We start from the raw sequence: 16935 nt of genomic DNA, 5'->3' as shown, positions 1-16935 counted from the left end.
CAACAAAACCGGGAACATATTTGCTTGGCCCGGCTTTTGCCTTATCTTGTATATACAGGATGATATAACTCAAGTATCCGACCTCGTGGATAATTCCCGGGCCGGTTCGGCAAAAAACTACAACTCAAGCAGGAAAGCGCACCATGCCAGCAGCACTTCTACTCAAGCCAGGTCAGTTCAATCTCGATCAGTTGCGCGCCATTTATCAGCAGCAAAGCCCTTTCGAGCTTGATCCATCTGCCCGTGAAGTGGTCGACGCCAGCACCCGCACTGTGAACGAAATCATTGCCAACCAACGCACCGTGTATGGCATTAACACGGGCTTTGGCCTGCTGGCACGCACGTCGATCCCCACCGAATCATTGGCCAGACTGCAACGTAATCTGCTGCTTTCACACTGCACCGGCACCGGCCCGCTGCTCGATGACGCCAGCGTTGCGCTGATCATGGCGCTGAAAGTCGGCTCCCTCGCCCGAGGCTTCTCCGGGATTCGCTGGGAAGTCATCCAGGCGTTGAGCGCGCTTTACGCTGCCAGGGTTTATCCATGCATCCCGTCGCAAGGCTCAGTGGGTGCCTCAGGGGATCTGGCACCGCTGGCGCACATGTCAGCCGTGCTGATCGGGGTGGGTCGGGTACGCCATCAGGGTCGCGAAATGGACGCGGTCGAAGGTCTCGCGCTGGCCGGCCTTGAGCCCATGGTACTGGGCCCGAAAGAAGGTCTGGCGTTGATCAATGGCACCCAGGTCTCCACCGCTCTGGCCCTGCGTGGTCTGTTTGTCACGGAAAAGCTTTTCACCGCAGCCGTGGTCGCCGGTAGCCTGAGTGTCGAAGCCTTAAAAGGCTCCGACGTACCGTTCGACCCACGTATTCAGGCGGTACGCGGTCAACCCGGCCAAATCGACGTGGCAGTCTTGTATCGTGAACTGTTGGCTACCAGCGAGATACGCAAGTCGCACGTGGATTGCGGCCGCGTACAAGACCCGTATTCCCTGCGCTGCCAGCCACAAGTCATGGGCGCATGCCTTGATCACATGCGTTTCGCTGCGGGAGTTTTCCTGCGCGAAGCCAATGCGGTGTCCGATAACCCGCTGGTATTCAGCGCTGATGGCGACGTGTTGTCAGGCGGTAACTTCCATGCGGAACCGGTCGCCATGGCCTCCGATGTGCTGGCCCTGGCGATTTCGGAAATAGGAGCACTTTCGGAGCGCCGCATCGCACAGCTGGTAGACCCGGCGTTGTCCGGCTTGCCTGCGTTTCTGGTCAAGGAAGGCGGTCTGAATTCGGGCTTCATGATTGCGCAGGTTACGGCAGCAGCTTTGGCATCCGAGAACAAGACCCTGGCCCACCCTGCGTCGGTCGATAGCTTGCCCACATCAGCCAATCAGGAAGACCACGTATCCATGGCAACGTTTGCTGCGCGGCGCTTGCTGGATATGGCGGGTAACAGCAGCGCGGTGGTAGCGATTGAACTGCTGGGAGCGGCGCAAGGCGTAGACCTGCACGCACCGCTGCGCACCTCGGAAAAACTCAGCGAAGTGCTGGAGATGATCCGTAGTGAAGTCGCCCACTACGATGAAGATCGCTATTTCGCCCCGGACATCGCGGCGGCACGTGCCTGGGTGGAAGAAGGTGCATTTGCACGCTGGTTGCCGTTCGAGCGTCTCTACGGCTGACTCCGATTGAGTTGTTAACTGAGCGCCATCCGCAAGAATGGTGCTCATTCATAACGAATCAGTTGCCGGTCGTCATATTGATCGAACGACCCCGTAACGACGTCCTCAGATTTTTGTAAGCCATCGCAGCTGAACAATAATCAGAGGTGAACAATGAGCGATCAAAATCAGGATCCAGTCGACCGCAACGACCCGGCAATCAAACCGGACAATGCCCCCGATACACCGACCCAGGAGCAACAGACTCAAGGGTACGACTCTCAATCCCAAGGCAGGCCGCAGGGTCAGCCTGACACCCAGTTCGAGCAGAATCAGGACTCAGGTGGCAACACGTACACGCCTGATTACGAGCCTGAAGAAAAACCTGAAAAAGTCCCCAACAACCTGCATCCAACGCAAGGCAAGGACGCAGATATTGATACTGACGGAGGCTAGATCAGCGATGCCTGTGTCGAGGACGGCATCCACCCTGACATATTGACGTGGAACCGGCTTTAACCGGGAAGGCGGCTTTTTTTACCGATACAGATGCGTCATCTGTATCGGCCTGTTTCAGGCTAAAGCCGGCCCCACGTCGAACTTCATATGTCACGTCCTGCAAACCCGCATACCGTTGCAATCGCTACCCTCTCCCACCGAAACATCTGCACACACTCCATCAAAAATCTGATGTTGTACGACGTCTGACGTTATGTTCGACTTGCATCCGTCTCACTAAAAATAACAAATGGGGATACTCCTATGACGAGCACCAGCTCAGTCGATAAAAAAGCTACTGCTGCGCGTGAATCGGTCTTTGCCAAAGTCACCAAGCTTCTTGGCCCCGGCATTATCGCGGTGCTGTCATGGCTGGGGGCCGGTGATCTGATCACCTCTTCAGTGGCAGGCGCCAACTACGGCTACGCCATGATGTGGGTGCTGGCGGTTTCGCTGCTCCTCAGATTCCTCATCGTCAACATTATTGCCCGCTTCCAGCTCTGCAATAACAAGGGCATGAGCATCCTCGAAGGCTACGCCCAGCTCCATCCCGTCTTTGCCTGGTTCATGCTCGGCTACGCCTTGCTCATGGGGCATTTGATCAATGCTTATATGATCAAAGGCGCAGGCGAAGCACTGGCCATGTTGCTGCATATCAACCAACCGTTGCTGTGCTCTTTCGCGGTCGTGATAGCGGTCTGGTTGTTGGTGGGACGCAACATCTACACCATGATTGAAGGCGTCATGAAGGGCTTGCTGGCGCTGATGACCCTGGCGTTTCTGGCACTGGCAATCATGTCCAAGCCGGATATGGTCGGCATTCTCAAAGGCACCATAGGTTTCAGCATTCCACCGGATGAAGGTGTACACGGCGCACTGCTGGTGGCGGTTTCGGTGATTGGGGCAGTTGCCGGCTCCATCGCCAACTTCGTACACCCGTATGTAATGCGCGAAAAAGGCTGGATCGGCCCTGAACACAAGCGCATGCAGCGTAATGATCTGCTGTTTGCGGTATTCGTCGGCATTATCATCAACCTGGCTATCTGGGTTGTGGGTGCAGAAATTCTGCGTCCGAACGGCATTCAGGTGACTAACTTGCAGGACTTGGGCAAAGCCCTGGAAATGTTCTTCGGCTCGGCGGGCTGGTACATCTTCTTTGTTGGCGTGTTCGCAACGCTATTCGCCAGCATCGCGGGCAAGACAACGGCCTTCCCGATGCTGATCACCGATGCGTTCCAGCACATCCTCCCGAAACGTCGCGAGAAATTCGGGAAGGAGTTCCACAAAGACCCGATGCACAAATGGTTCATGTTGTTCATTCTGGTCACTCCACTGGTGTGGTCGCTGCCCGGCATGCCGGACTTCGTGACCCTGACCATCGGCGTGAATGCACTGAACATCATTGGTCTGCCAATCATTTCTCTGGGCCTGCTGATCATGTCGAACCAGAAAAAGCTGCTCGACAAGCAATACCGCAACAACCTGTTCGAGAACATTGCTCTGGTATTCGCGACAGGTCTGGCGTTGTGGGTAGCATTCCAGTTGGGGACTGATTTGCTGAGCTGAGGGACGAAATGGCTCTTCTGATCTGAACCCATTCCTCCAGGAGTGGCCGGAGTGGCGATCGCGGTTTACCTGACAAACTGCATCGCTGCCTTCGGCTACTCCTACAGCTGATGTGCCTTTAGCGTTGAAAACATTTTGCAACAAACCGTTGCACAGCAGCCGTGTAAAACAGCAGGATCACTCTAGCGTCTGCATAGCGCAGGCATCCCTGCTCGAATATACGGAGCCCTGCTGGTAATGGATCAAGCCTCTTCGCCCACTGCCACCCGGCTGACATCTCGTGAGTTTCGCGGGATGGTCGCCATTCTCCTGTCTATTGCCCTCGCCACGCTGGATACGGCCATCGCCAATACAGCATTGCCCAGCATCGCAGCTGACTTGAATGCATCGCCTGCCGCTTCGGTATGGGTCATCAACGCCTACCAGCTCGCCGCTGTGGCGACTTTGCTGCCATTTGCCGCGCTAGGCGGCGTCATCGGCCATCGCAAGGTTTATCTGGGCGGACTGATTCTTTTCGTGTTGTCTTCGGCGCTGTGTACCTTTGCCTGGTCGCTGCCGTCCCTGACCATCGCCCGAGTCATGCAGGGGCTGGGAGCGAGCGCCATCATGGCGGTCAATGCGGCGCTGATCAGTTCGATCTTTTCTCACGAACGCCTGGGCCGAGGGCTCGGCATGAACGCGCTGGTGGTGGGCACTTCATTTGCAGCCGGTCCCACCATCGCCTCTTTAGTATTGTCGGTCGCCAACTGGCCCTGGCTGTTTGCAATCAACCTGCCGCTCGGGATCTTCGCTCTGGTATTCGCCTGGAACTCTTTACCCGCCAGTAAGCCGGGCACCCTGACTTTCGATCGTCTGACCGCTGTGCTCAACGTGATTACTTTCGGCGCACTGATATACGCTCTGGGTGAAGCGGCCCAATTGGGCTCAAAAACCAGTGTGTTGATCGCTCTGGCAGCCTTTCTGATCGCGGGCGTATTGATGTTGCGTCGCGAAGCCGGTCACCCGGCGCCGATGTTCCCGCTGGATTTGCTCAAGCGGCCGATGTTCGCCCTCTCCGCCCTCACCGCTTTCTGTTCATTTGCCACCCAGGGGCTGGCCTTTGTCTCGCTGCCGTTCTTTTTCGAAACCGTTCTGGGCCGCGACCCGATCCAGACCGGATTTCTGATGACTCCATGGTCGGTGGTCGTGGCTATGATCGCGCCCATTGCCGGACGCCTGTCAGACCGCTATGCGCCAGGGATGCTGGGCGGTATCGGGTTGGCGATTTTATGCGCGGGGATGATTTCGCTGACGATGATTCCCGCCGACGCCAGTGCGTGGGAAATCGGTATTCGCATGATCATCTGCGGGCTCGGTTTCGGGTTCTTCCAGGCGCCAAACCAAAAGGCTCTGATGACCAGCGCTCCAAAAGAGCGAGCCAGCGGTGCCAGTGGCACGATCGCCACCGCACGCCTGATCGGGCAAGCAACAGGCGCAGCACTGGTCGCATTGAGCTTCGGTATCAGCGGCGAACATGGACCGGTTCTGGCGCTTGCCATTGGTGCCGGTTTTGCGGCTGTTGGCAGCATTTCCAGCGCATTGCGGCTGGTTACAGGCAAATCCCCCGCTGCCGCAAGCTGAACGAACCTCACATAAAGTGAAAATAGTGCCGTTCGTAGGAAACCTTCTGCAGAGTAAGCCGTCCCAGCTATGATGGCACAAGGCCTCTCAATACCGAGACCACTCTGCGGCTGTCCGGAACGTCTATGCAATTATCATTACAAGCCGAAAAACAACGTCTCGCGGCGATCCGCGCCATCCAGTGGCTGGAAACCGCCGCTGACGAGAACTTTGATCGCATCTGCCGACTGGCTTCAGCCTATTTCAACGTACCCACCGTGTTGGTGTCGCTGGTAGAGAAGGATCGTCAGTGGTTCGCGGGCAGAGTCGGCTTTCCGAAGCCGCAAACCCCTATTCATCAGTCTTTCTGCGCGCACACGATAAAGCAGGAAGGCGTCATGCAGGTCGTTGATGCCTGCGCTGATCCACGCTTCATGGATAATGAGCTGGTGACGGTTGATGGCGGCATCCGTTTCTACGCCGGAGCCCCCCTGATCACGCGTGACGGGCATGCAATAGGCAGCCTGTGCCTCATCGACAAATTTCCTCATCAACTCAGCCATGCCGAAACACTGGTCCTTCAGGATCTGGCCGAGATGGTGATTTCGCAGATCGAACAGCGACAACAGACCAGCATGTGCAATGCCACAAGCGGTCTGCCCAATCTGCGCCAGTTTCTGACCGACAACGCAGGTCCATGGCTGGATGCTGAGGCTTCAACACGGGTACTGATGGTTGTCGAGATTCTTGAAAGCCAGTGGGCTCATGGCTTTGCGCTTGAACAAGACTCCGGACTCATTGATGCAAAGGCGAAGGACATCACCGCTCGCCTTAGCCAGGCGCTGGGTGAAGAGCTCACGGCTTACCATATCAGCGAGCGCCACTTGTGCCTGTTGATTCCTGCCAGACCTCAGGATCAAAGCGAGTTGATCCTTACCCTCAGCACAATGGTTTGCGAACCCTGCGCCGAAGATTCGATATCCACCTTGCCCGGTCTTCGCATAGGCATTGCTGTATGCGGAGATGGAAAACAATCAATCGGTGATCTGCTGCGCAAGGCCCGCTCCGCAGCGGACTTAGCCGCCCGGGATGGAATTGACTGGGCTGTCTGGGATGAAAACCCGAATTGCGCGTCTCGTCGCTCCGACGCCCTGATTCACGATGTCGCTGGCGCGCTTTCCAGAGGCGATATTTCGCTGGTATTCCAGCCACGCTTCAGACTTGAGGATGGCCGTCAGGTCAGCGCCGAAGCATTGCTTCGATGGAATCACCCAGTTTTCGGACCGGTATCCCCCGCTGAGTTCATCCCGCTGATTGAACGTTCCGGGCAAATCAGCATTGTGACTCGCTGGGTTATCGACAATGCCCTGGCTGCCGCTGCTGGCTGGACCGACAGCGAGGCCAAGGTCTCGCTCAATCTTTCAGCCCTGGACTTTCAGCACATCGATATCGCAAAGGCGTTGAAAGCGGACTGCGAAAAGCACAACATCGGCCCGCATCGGGTCGAGGTTGAGATAACCGAAGGTGAATGGATAAGGGCCAGCAACAATGTGCTGGCCCAATTGGCGGAGATTCGCGCGCTTGGCGTGGATGTCGCCATCGACGACTTTGGTACAGGCTACAGCAACTTCGCTTACCTGCATGAAATCCCGGCAAACGTGATCAAGCTGGACAAGTCGATCATTACCGATCTGGAAAACAAACCACGCAACCGCATCATTGCTCAATCTGTTTTTCAGCTGGCGCATCAGTTGGGCTATCGAACCGTTGCAGAGGGAATCGAAACCTTCAAGTGCATGGATCTGGTCAGGGGCTACGGTTGCCATGAGGCACAGGGCTTCTTTCTAAGCCGACCGCTTTCAGCCGAACAGATCATGCTGACAATGATGGGCAGCCCTTTCCTTTTGAGCGCCTGACCTTCACTAACTCGTGTGTACGAGAGTTACTCGCCGCTCTTATAGGGCGGGTACTTGTCGTCGCCATTCACGCGTTTGTCCTCGTCAAGGTCATGCCCATCTTCAGGAGACTCTGCTGGCCCCACCGGATCGACCTGCGGGTCTGCCAGGTCAGGAGAGTCCGGGTCAAAACCCAGATCCTGCTCGGGGTCACGTTGATTGGTCGCCATACTCACCTCCTGGTAAATGCCCAACGGCGTTGGGCTACTCACTTAAGAAGCAGGGCAGCTCGCAAAGTGCAGCGTAACTGACGAGCGGGCCCTCATCCCTGCTGTGGCATGGCCGAAGAGTGATGATTCAGGATCAGCCATTCACCATTAATCTTCTGATAGAGGTAGGTATAGCGTGCCTGCACCTGACGTTTGCTGCCGTCAGCCTCGGTAAGCGTGAAGGTATACACGCCGGTGTCCAGCGCCTTGTTTTCATTCAGGCGACGAATCTCACGGAAGTTGACGACCCCGACTGGTTTCAGCACCAGGAAGTGGTCGAAGTAATCCTTGATCTCCGCAGGTGTAGTGCGCACTTTATTGGATACAGTGGGCTGCAGGATTGCGTTCTTCGCGTAAAGAGCGGTTACCTTGGCGGAGTCACCCGTCTGCAGCGTACGATTCCAGCGCTCGAACAGCGCGGCGATTTCACGATCTTTGACATCAGTCGGTTGCGGGGCGATCTCCGTGTAGGAATGCGGTTTGACCGGCGCAGTGTCGACAGCATGGACCAGGGGCGTTGCCAGAATAGCGATCAGCGCCACAGCAGAAATTTTTATGTTCAGCTTCATTTACGGTATTCCTATCGGCTTTTGGTGGAGCTACTGTGCCGCGTCTCGAACGTGCGGCAATCAGCCGATTGGTGCGATCTGTCTATGCCATTTGGCAGATAGCGGCACCACACCGGAAAAGGTCTAATGGCGCCACTTTTTGCCGAATGGATCCGGCCCCTGTGTTGGAGCAGTACATGCACAAGCCTTCCGATGATCCGGCCAGCGCGCTCAATCTGCGCAGTCAGTACCGTCAATGGGAAAGTCGTGCCGCGCGATTGAGATTGCTCGTCGACACCGGCCACGAACTGACCCGCCTTTCGCCCTCCTCAATGCGCCAACGCGCAGTACAGAGAGCCTGTGCATTTCTGGCGCTGGATCAGGGCATTCTGCTTGAATGGACCGGCGAGACGCCCTCGAGGTTGAGCGCCAGCCATGGCAATCCACAACGCTTTCAGACACTGACGACACTCCTCGACAGGACCATCCTGACGCCGGAATGGCGAGTTCAGCCTTGTGCAGAAATCCCCTGCGTATTGCATCTACCCCTACTGGGTGCCGACGGCGAGCCCTTCGCGGCCCTGCTGCTGGCCAACAGCGCGAACATTGCAGCGCCTGATACCGAAGACCTGCAGTCTCTTCAACTGCTGGCCACCCTGCTCGCGGCACATCTGGAAAACAGTCGTTTGCTCGATGCGCTGTCGGCACGCGAGCGGGCCATGTCCGAGCTGGTTCATCGTTTATTCAGTGCTCAGGAAGATGAGCGCAAACGGGTCGCCTACGACCTGCATGACGGGCTGGCACAAACCCTGGCAGGTCTTCACCAACGCCTGCAAGGTTTTGCCAGCCAATGCCCTGACCTCTCTGGGCCGTTGAGTCAGGAGCTGTCAACGATTCTGCAACTGGCGCAACGCTGTGTCGGCGAGGGTCGACAACTCATCGGCGGCCTGCGTCCGGTTGTGCTGGATGACTTCGGTCTTCTTCAGGCCATAGACAAGGAGGCGGATCGCTTGCGCGAAGCGGGTCACGCCGTGCAATGGACGGCCAAATATGCCGAGCGATTGCCCGATGTCATTGAAATCACCTTATTCCGCATTGCACAGGAAGCCATCAACAACGTCCTCAAGCATGCCGGTCCCTGCAGTGTCAGGCTTGCCCTGCAAATGCGCGGCGCAGAAGTTGCCGTGCTGATTGAAGATCAGGGTCGAGGGTTTGCAGCCCGGCAAGCATCGAGAAATGGCTCGACGGAAGGGTTGGGACTGACGGCCATGCAGGAGCGCACTCACCTTGTCGGTGGCCGGTTTGAATGTGCCAGTCAGCCGGGCAAAGGTACACGTTTGAGTGCCATTGTCCCGCTGGGCAACAACGAGGTCCCGGCATGAACAGAACAATAAGACTGGTCATGGCAGACGACCATGAAGTGACCCGCGCAGGGTTCATCTCGCTGTTGGCTGGACATCCGGAGTTTGAAGTCGTGGGGCAAGCCAATGATGGTCAGGAAGCCCTGGAGCTTTGCGAACGCCTGCGCCCGGATATCGCCATCCTTGATGTGCGCATGCCGATCCTCAACGGCCTCGGTGCCGCACGCCTGCTGCAACAACGCATGCCGGAACTGAAAGTGGTGATGTTCACCATGGACGACAGTCCGGATCATCTGGAAGCGGCTATTGCAGCCGGGGCTGCTGGCTATCTGCTCAAGGACGCCAGTCGCGAGGAGGTCATCAATGCTCTGCGTCGGGTCGCAGCCGGAGAGGACGCGCTGAACAGCGCGATGAGTGCACGTCTGCTGAGACGTATCGCCACCCGCCGGGCCGCCGGTTCAGCGCCTCGGGAAAACCTCACCGAACGAGAGCGTCAGGTTTTGGGACTGGTTGCCGGAGGATTCAGTAATCGTGAGATTGGCGAAAAACTGGGTATCGCCACCGGCACCGTCAAGGCCCATGTCGAACGCGTCATCAGCAAGCTTGATGCCTCTGACCGAACCCAGGCTGCGGTGCGCGGCATAGCCCTGGGGCTGGTTGCCCAGCCTGACGGAAACTGGACATGAGTCGCTGGTCGGATTTGCCACTCAGGGGCAAGGCGCTGATCGCAATCGCCCTGCCGCTGGTGATCCTGTTGTCCTCACTGGTGCTGATTTACCTCGCCGAACGGCAGACCGCTCGTGCCGAAGAAGATGTCCGCCGGGTGCTGCTGGTGCAAGGAGATATTCAAACGGTTCACACCCTTCTCGCCGAGGCAGCCGCCAGCGAACGTGGGTATCTGCTCACCCATCGCGAAGACTTTCTGCCAGCCTACAACAGCGCGCGGCCATTGATTGATGCGGCCTTGCAGCGTCTGGATGCCAACGTTCGTGACCCTGAAATTCGTGATCGCCTGCAACTCATCACTCCGCTGATCAACATCAAGCTGGGGGCCCTGGCAAAACTGCGTGAGGGCAACGGTAAAGACCCGGCGCTTGTCACCGATATTCTCGTGAGCAACAAACAGGTGCTCGACACCTTGCGAGAACAGATCAGCGCCATGCGCAACCGTGAAGCCACATTATTGGAAGAACGTACCGCAGCCGCTGCTGAAACCCGTGAGCGGCTGGTGTTCGCCACGTTTCTGGCCGCCTGCTGCGGGGTATTCGCCGCTGTCGCGGCAATGCTTTTGCTGTCCAGAGGCATCGTCAGCCGGGTCGAGCATGTGAAGCGCAACGCGCAATTGCTGGCTGCGGGTCATCCACTGATGCCGCAACCTGCGGAAAAGGACGAAATAGGCCAATTGGGCACCCGTCTGGTGGAGGCCGCGCACCTGCTGGCCCAGCGTGAAGGCGCGTTACGGGATAACGAAGAACGCTTGCGACTGATCATCGACGCGGTCAAGGATTACGGTATTTTCGCCCTGGATGCCAGCGGCCGTGTCACGACATGGAATGTCGGAGCAGAGCGAATAAAGGGCTACAGCGAACAGGAAATCATCGGTCAGCCGTTCTCCGTTTTCTATTTGCCGGAGCAGTGCCCTCAGCGTCCGGAAATGGCTTTGCGAGAAGCCCGAAACAAAGGCTATTTCATGGAAGAGGCCTGGCGACGCCGCAAGGATGGCAGCCGCTTCTGGGCCAGTGTGGTTATCAGCGCCCAGTACGATGCCAGCGGCACCTTGCGCGGTTTTTCCAAGGTCACCCGGGATATCAGCGACCGTCATGCCGCCGAAATCGCTTTGAGCGCAGCCCGGGAAGAAGCCGAGCGCGCCAGCCGCGCCAAAAGTGAGTTCCTGTCACGCATGAGCCATGAGCTGCGCACCCCCTTGAATGCGATTCTCGGCTTTGCGCAACTGCTGGAAATTGATCCACTGCCGACACAGCGTCAGCAGATCGGACATATCCTCAAGGCGGGCCAGCACCTGCTGACCCTGATCAATGAGGTCCTCGACATTGCCCGTATCGAGTCAGGGCACCTGCCGGTCAATCTGGAGCGCATTGCGCTAGGCTCCGTCCTGCACGAAGCGCTGGCGCTGGTTGCACCTATGGCCAGTGAAGCGCGGATCCGTATTGCTCCCCTGCCAGTCATACGCCCCGACGAAGGTGTAATCGCCGACCGCCAGCGATTGATGCAGGTGCTGCTGAACCTGCTCTCCAATGCCATCAAATACAACCGCACAGAGGGTGAAGTCACCCTCCAGGTAACCCGCAGTGGCCAGATGCTCTCGGTGACGGTATCGGACACGGGCCCCGGCATTGCCAAGGATCAATTGCACAAATTATTCCGGCCCTTTGAACGTCTGAACGCCGACCATCAGGTTGAGGGCACCGGTCTTGGCCTGGCACTGAGCAAGAATCTTCTGGAAATGATGGACGGCAGCCTTCAGGTACTCAGCGCTACAGATGAGGGGTGCAGTTTCATTTTAAGTTTGCCCCACGCCGTCATTAAGCCGGAGACGGCTGTGGTCGCGTCGCAAATCAGCACAGTGATTGATAACCCGGAGCCAACTTCTGCGCCCTATCGGGCCAGTGTGCTGTGTATCGAAGACAACCTGGCCAGCCTGACACTCATAGAAACCTTGCTGCAGCGGCGCTCGGGCATTCAACTGTTCTCAAGCATGCAGGGACAGATGGGCCTGGATCTGGCTACGCGACATGCGCCGGACCTGATTCTTCTGGATATCAATCTTCCTGATATCTCCGGCATCAAAATACTGCGCCGCCTGCGTCGCGCTGTACAAACTGCAAATATCCCGATCCTGATGATGACCGCCGACGCCACGCCGATGACTCACAAGGTGCTACGCGAAGCGGGCGCCACAGCCATTCTGGTCAAGCCGATCAACGTCCGGATGTTCTACGACCAGATTGATCAGTTCCTCACGGAGCCTGTATGACTCAAGACCTTCGTATCCTGCTGATTGACGATCAGCGCGCCAATCTCGAACTGATGGAGCAGTTACTCGCCCGTGAAGGACTGCTTAACGTCCTGAGCACTACCCAGCCTACGCACACACTGGAGCTGTTCAATAGCTTCGAGCCGGATCTGGTAATCCTGGACCTGCACATGCCTGAATTTGATGGCTTTGCCGTGCTCGAACAACTGGGGCGGCGTATCCCGCCCCATGAGTATTTACCCATTCTGGTACTCACCGCCGATGCGACTCGTGATACACGGATACGCGCTCTGGCTTTAGGTGCAAGGGACTTCATCAGCAAACCACTGGACGCACTGGAAACCATGCTCAGGGTCTGGAACCTGCTGGAAACCCGCGTGCTCTACAAGAGCCTTCGGCAGTTGCTGCCGGCGGAGCAGATTGAATTACTGCAACAGCGGCGTGGGGGGAGCACGCCACGAGAGTTACGTTAGCTGTCCATGGCACTGCGCTGTCGCAAACCTCGAATCTGTAGGCGCTGCCGAAGGCTGCGATCGCGGTGTGTCAGGAGAAATGCTTCGCAGCCTTCGGCAGCTCCTACAGACAAGTATTTCAGCAACCACCTTGCCGCGCACTTATCTCGTTACGCAGCAGCCGGGCCAGCGCTTCAACCGAATACGGCTTTTGCAGAAACGTAAAGCCCTGGGAGTTTCCCTGAGCCAGAGCGGGACTGTAACCACTGGTCAAAACAATCGGCAGCTGCGGATACAATCTCTGGACTTCAAGAGCAAGTTCCACACCGTTCATGCCTGGCATTACTACGTCGGAAAATACTGCCTGAAAGGTATCAGCCCGCTCTGCCAGTACCGCCAAGGCCTCGACCCCATTCCTGACCCAGTGAATGTCGTAGCCGAGTTCTCGCAACGTCTGGCTGGAAAAATCGCCAATTTCGGGGTTGTCCTCAACCACCAGCAACCGGGCGCCTTCGCCGCTAGTCTGCAGTTCCATATCCAGTGCCGCATATTCCGCACTCGGCGTGGCGATGGACCGAGGCAGATAGAGGGTAAATTTACTGCCCTCGCAAAACTCGCTCTCGACGATTACTTCGCCCCCGGACTGTTTGGCAAAGCCGAAGACCTGTGACAGACCAAGTCCTGTGCCTTTACCGACATCCTTGGTGGTGAAGAACGGATCGAAAATGCGATCCAGCAAGTCCGGTGCGATTCCCGAACCGGTGTCGATCAATGAAACCGCCACATAATCGGCAACCACGGCAGCATGGGTCCGTCGAGCGGGTATATGGCCTACCGGCTCGACACAAATCCTCAACGTGCCCTCGCCGTTCATGGCATCCCGGGCGTTGACCGCCATGTTGATCAGCGCAGTGTCGAACTGCCCGGCATCGGCATTGATGTAGCAAGGCTGCGCTGGAAGCTCGACCACCACTTCGATCCGTGCACCGGTCAGTGAACTGATCATCTCGCCGATGGCCCGGACGCTCTTGCCTGCGTCAAAGACTTCAGGACGCAGGGTTTGCTGACGGGAAAACGCCAGCAGTTGCCCGGTCAGTTTGCTCGCCCGATCAACCGCATTGGAGATCGCGTCGATGTAGCGCCGACGTCGTTCCTCGTCCAGATTACGCTTGAGCAGATCGGTTGAAGCTTTGACCACTGTCAGCAGGTTATTGAAGTCGTGGGCCACACCACCGGTCAACTGACCAACCGCTTCCATCTTCTGCGACTGGCGTAATGCGGCTTCGGTGCGGCGCAATGCTTCTGCTGCCTCGCGTTCGGCCTGAACATCGCGGCCGACGGCATGGATATAGGACTGATCAGGTACAGCCGTCCAGGATATCCAGCGGTACGAACCATCCTTATGCAAATAGCGGTTTTCAAAGCTGGAGAAGCTGATGCCTTGAGAAAGCTTCCCCGCAGCGGCCGCTGTGCTCAGCTCGTCATCCGGGTGCAAAAACTCCAGAAACGATCTGCCAACCAGCTCCTCGGGAGCCCAGCCCAGCAGATGACTCCAGGCCGGATTAACTGCCGTTATGGCACCGTCAAATTCGGCGATGAGCATCAGGTCAGTCGACAACCGCCAGATACGGTCGCGATCCTGAGTTCGGGCTTCAACCCGCTCTTCGAGCGTGGCATTAAGCTTGCGCAAATCTTCTTCCGCAGCACGAGTGGCGGTGATATCACGAGAAATGCAGAGGATCTTCTCCACCGCGCCTGCGGCATCGAACATCGGCGTCACCTGCACATCCCACCACTTCGGCGCGCCGAGATAGGTGTTGGCAAAGCCCTGAAAGCGTCCAGACAAACCGGCCTTTGCACGTTCGATGGCTGCCTTGGCGTCGATATGTCCCTGATCCTGCCAGAAGTCGGGCCAAGGGCACCCGCGTACGGCGTTGAAATCGCTGACTTCCATGACACGCATACCGCCTTCGCTCATGAACGCCAGGTTGCCATCCAGATCAATAACCTTGATGCAGTCGTTACTGCTGGCCAATACGCGGCTGTTGAATTCTTCGGTATCCCGCAACGAGGATTCGATACGCAGGGCTTCAGTCACGTCCTTGAACAGCATCGCAATGCGGTTCTGGGCATAGTCATCGATCTTGTAGGCGTAAATTTCATACCAGCGCCCGTTGAGGGCAACAGCGGGAGCATTAAAGCCCATCGATTTGCCGCTCAATACAACTCGTGCATAGACCTCAAACCAGGGCACCGGACGCCCTTCGGCGATGTCCCGCAGACTTTGGCCGATCTGCTGTTTAAGCTCGGTCATGCTCTCGAAGGCAGCGTTTATCTCAACGAGATGGCAGCCCGCCAATGCATCTTCTGCATACGACACTTCCAGCACACAGAAGCCGATATCAATGTTGCTGAACAGTGCACGGTAACGTTCGTCGCTGGACTTGAGTTGCTGGTCAACGCGCACCGAATGAGTGGTTTCGACGGTATGGCACAAAACGCCGAGCACCGACTCTTCGAGCTCGTCGTAGATCGGCGAAAATGAAAATGTCCACCAGGTCTGCTCTTCAACGCCATAGCGCGCCATGCTGATCGGCTGATTTTCGTAACGACTGGATTCGCCAGCAAAAGCACGCTCCACTACCGGACGCACCTGCTCCCACGCGTCAGCCCAGAGTGTGGTGACGCTCTGCCCCAAGGCCCCTTCAAGACGCGGGCCTAGAATGGGCCGGTAGGCATCGTTAAAAAAGAAATTGAGATCCTGCCCCCAGAGCAGATACAGGCTTTCGGGTGAGTTAAGCATGATGCTCAACGCCGACCGTATCGGCGCAGGCCAATTCTGCATAGGACCGAGGGGGGTAGCAGCCCAATCAATAGCTCTGATGGCTGCGCCGGTCTCGCCGCCGGGAAGCGTGCGTGAAGTCGGGCTGATGAGGGGGGTCATGGGCATTTACTGACTGCTAAGGCGTCACAAGACGAAGATCATCGGCCGAATCAGCGCAAGAGAACCGCTGAGTCTGGAGTGCTGGCAAACAAACGCAATCATCGCAGTTTCTGCAGGTACTGGCTAATTGCAAACAGATTGACCCTTGGGACGCAAAAACGTTCTGCGTTCGCTGAAGAAGCCTATGCAAGCCTTGTTACACACGGCTGCCGTATACTGACGGGCCGCACCCGCACTTAAGGAATGAATGCCAATGCGCGCCCCGTCCTCTGCCATCGTTGTCGAACGTTTTACCGAGGCCCACGCCGAAAGCGTAACCGCTTTGTACAACGTCCCTGCAGTTGCCCGGCAAGTCCTGCAAATGCCTTTTCAATCCGCTGACATCTGGCGTAAACGGCTGGACAGCAGTAACGAACGAATGATCAGCCTCGTGGCACTGCATGAAGGGACCGTGGTTGGGCAAGGCTCGCTGGAGCAGTTTTCCCGCATCCGCCGCAGTCATTGTGGCTCGATCGGCATGGCCGTCGCGCAGGACTGGCAAGGCCAGGGCATCGGCAAACAGCTTTTGACTGCGTTGCTGGAAGTGGCTGATAACTGGATGAAACTGCGCAGGGTCGAGCTGATGGTTTATTCAGACAATCAGGCGGCAGTGATTCTCTATGAAAAGCTAGGCTTCGAAACCGAAGGGCTGCTGCGTGATTATGCCGTTCGTGATGGTCAGTTCACCGATGCCCTGACCATGGCGCGCATTCGGGCCTGACGCAGGACTGCGCAGGACCTGTGGGCCGGGATTGCCAGCGATAATCTGTAAACCCAATCGCGGGCAAGCCCGGCTCCCACAGAACCTACGAAAATCTGCAGGAACTGTTTCAGCCTGAAGGACGTCGGGGTATTCGCTCAATTTTCTTCGGCCGACAAACCGCCCTCCGCCCAATACCGGTCCCACGTCTGCTCTCAAGCTGCTCATTGCTTGCGCCAAAACCCGGCAACATTACACGCGCGCAATCCCGCACGCTGAAACGATTAACCTTTAATTCAATATGTTTCCGGTTTTTACGGAACTAGCCCGACTGACCACCCCCTAAGCCTTCAAGCCAGCGGTCTGGCAAGGCTATTTTCCGTCAATCTGCACCAGCATCGGAACGTCCCCTGCCCA

General features: G+C 57.1%; 13 protein-coding genes. 10 read left to right on the top strand and 3 right to left on the bottom strand.

Annotated features, from left to right (window positions below; genetic code table 11):
- Window positions 1-143 precede the first annotated feature (143 nt).
- From hutH to K3169_RS12145, 5 genes are all read left to right on the top strand, one after another.
- A complete protein-coding gene (hutH, locus tag K3169_RS12165) occupies window positions 144-1673 on the top strand; it encodes a histidine ammonia-lyase (protein ID WP_231677374.1) in 1530 nt (509 codons plus the stop codon).
- A gap of 153 nt (window positions 1674-1826) precedes the next feature.
- A complete protein-coding gene (locus K3169_RS12160) occupies window positions 1827-2108 on the top strand; it encodes a hypothetical protein (protein WP_049827168.1) in 282 nt (93 codons plus the stop codon).
- Window positions 2109-2414: 306 nt separating this feature from the next.
- The gene (locus K3169_RS12155) at window positions 2415-3716 is read left to right on the top strand and encodes an Nramp family divalent metal transporter (RefSeq protein ID WP_231677373.1); all 1302 of its coding nucleotides are present in this window, start codon (window positions 2415-2417) and stop codon (window positions 3714-3716) included.
- Between the two features lie 294 nt (window positions 3717-4010).
- Window positions 4011-5336, top strand: coding sequence for an MFS transporter (locus tag K3169_RS12150; RefSeq protein WP_263272272.1), 1326 nt, complete (start codon window positions 4011-4013; stop codon window positions 5334-5336).
- 125 nt (window positions 5337-5461) lie between these two features.
- Window positions 5462-7231 carry an EAL domain-containing protein gene (locus tag K3169_RS12145; protein ID WP_231677372.1) on the top strand — a complete coding sequence of 590 codons (1770 nt, stop codon included), beginning with the start codon at window positions 5462-5464 and terminating at the stop codon, window positions 7229-7231.
- 26 nt (window positions 7232-7257) lie between these two features.
- Here the strand turns inward: K3169_RS12145 and K3169_RS12140 are convergent, their stop codons facing one another.
- Complete coding sequence (locus K3169_RS12140; RefSeq protein ID WP_099268623.1) at window positions 7258-7440, bottom strand: DUF6021 family protein; 183 nt, start codon at window positions 7438-7440, stop codon at window positions 7258-7260.
- A gap of 92 nt (window positions 7441-7532) precedes the next feature.
- Window positions 7533-8042, bottom strand: coding sequence for an SgcJ/EcaC family oxidoreductase (locus K3169_RS12135; RefSeq protein ID WP_231666232.1), 510 nt, complete (start codon window positions 8040-8042; stop codon window positions 7533-7535).
- A 182-nt stretch (window positions 8043-8224) separates the two neighbouring features.
- Between K3169_RS12135 and K3169_RS12130 the strand changes: the two genes are divergently transcribed.
- From K3169_RS12130 to K3169_RS12115, 4 genes are read left to right on the top strand one after another with little or no spacing between them, the layout of a single operon-like run.
- Window positions 8225-9409 (top strand): sensor histidine kinase, encoded by a 1185-nt coding sequence (locus K3169_RS12130; protein ID WP_231677370.1) that lies wholly within the window; start codon window positions 8225-8227, stop codon window positions 9407-9409.
- Entirely contained in the window at window positions 9406-10074 is a 669-nt protein-coding gene (locus K3169_RS12125; RefSeq protein ID WP_027902411.1) for a response regulator, read from the top strand. Before K3169_RS12130 ends, K3169_RS12125 begins: the two co-directional genes overlap by 4 nt.
- Complete coding sequence (locus K3169_RS12120) at window positions 10071-12383, top strand: ATP-binding protein (protein WP_231677369.1); 2313 nt, start codon at window positions 10071-10073, stop codon at window positions 12381-12383. The genes K3169_RS12125 and K3169_RS12120 overlap by 4 nt, the downstream gene beginning before the upstream one ends.
- Window positions 12380-12856 carry a response regulator gene (locus K3169_RS12115; RefSeq protein ID WP_099268620.1) on the top strand — a complete coding sequence of 159 codons (477 nt, stop codon included), beginning with the start codon at window positions 12380-12382 and terminating at the stop codon, window positions 12854-12856. The genes K3169_RS12120 and K3169_RS12115 overlap by 4 nt, the downstream gene beginning before the upstream one ends.
- Before the next feature lie 118 nt (window positions 12857-12974).
- Here K3169_RS12115 and K3169_RS12110 read toward each other — a convergent pair whose 3' ends face one another.
- Window positions 12975-15779, bottom strand: coding sequence for a PAS domain-containing sensor histidine kinase (locus tag K3169_RS12110; protein WP_231677368.1), 2805 nt, complete (start codon window positions 15777-15779; stop codon window positions 12975-12977).
- A 247-nt stretch (window positions 15780-16026) separates the two neighbouring features.
- On the opposite strand from K3169_RS12110, the gene K3169_RS12105 reads away from it, so the two are divergent.
- Window positions 16027-16539 (top strand): GNAT family N-acetyltransferase, encoded by a 513-nt coding sequence (locus K3169_RS12105; protein ID WP_263271709.1) that lies wholly within the window; start codon window positions 16027-16029, stop codon window positions 16537-16539.
- Window positions 16540-16935: the final 396 nt, after the last annotated feature.

The organism is Pseudomonas phytophila (genome assembly GCF_025643095.1).
Classification (GTDB): Bacteria; Pseudomonadota; Gammaproteobacteria; order Pseudomonadales; family Pseudomonadaceae; genus Aquipseudomonas; species Aquipseudomonas quasicaspiana.
This window is presented reverse-complemented; position numbering and strand designations above follow the sequence as displayed.

What these genes read in the sequence shown, in the direction of transcription:
- hutH (WP_231677374.1), top strand. Translation starts at nt 144, where the DNA reads ATGCCAGCAGCACTTCTACTCAAGCCAGGTCAGTTCAATCTCGATCAG.
- K3169_RS12160 (WP_049827168.1), top strand. Translation starts at nt 1,827, where the DNA reads ATGAGCGATCAAAATCAGGATCCAGTCGACCGCAACGACCCGGCAATC.
- K3169_RS12155 (WP_231677373.1), top strand. Translation starts at nt 2,415, where the DNA reads ATGACGAGCACCAGCTCAGTCGATAAAAAAGCTACTGCTGCGCGTGAA.
- K3169_RS12150 (WP_263272272.1), top strand. Translation starts at nt 4,011, where the DNA reads ATGGTCGCCATTCTCCTGTCTATTGCCCTCGCCACGCTGGATACGGCC.
- K3169_RS12145 (WP_231677372.1), top strand. Translation starts at nt 5,462, where the DNA reads ATGCAATTATCATTACAAGCCGAAAAACAACGTCTCGCGGCGATCCGC.
- K3169_RS12140 (WP_099268623.1), bottom strand. Translation starts at nt 7,440, where the DNA reads ATGGCGACCAATCAACGTGACCCCGAGCAGGATCTGGGTTTTGACCCG.
- K3169_RS12130 (WP_231677370.1), top strand. Translation starts at nt 8,225, where the DNA reads ATGCACAAGCCTTCCGATGATCCGGCCAGCGCGCTCAATCTGCGCAGT.
- K3169_RS12125 (WP_027902411.1), top strand. Translation starts at nt 9,406, where the DNA reads ATGAACAGAACAATAAGACTGGTCATGGCAGACGACCATGAAGTGACC.
- K3169_RS12120 (WP_231677369.1), top strand. Translation starts at nt 10,071, where the DNA reads ATGAGTCGCTGGTCGGATTTGCCACTCAGGGGCAAGGCGCTGATCGCA.
- K3169_RS12115 (WP_099268620.1), top strand. Translation starts at nt 12,380, where the DNA reads ATGACTCAAGACCTTCGTATCCTGCTGATTGACGATCAGCGCGCCAAT.
- K3169_RS12110 (WP_231677368.1), bottom strand. Translation starts at nt 15,779, where the DNA reads ATGACCCCCCTCATCAGCCCGACTTCACGCACGCTTCCCGGCGGCGAG.
- K3169_RS12105 (WP_263271709.1), top strand. Translation starts at nt 16,027, where the DNA reads ATGCCAATGCGCGCCCCGTCCTCTGCCATCGTTGTCGAACGTTTTACC.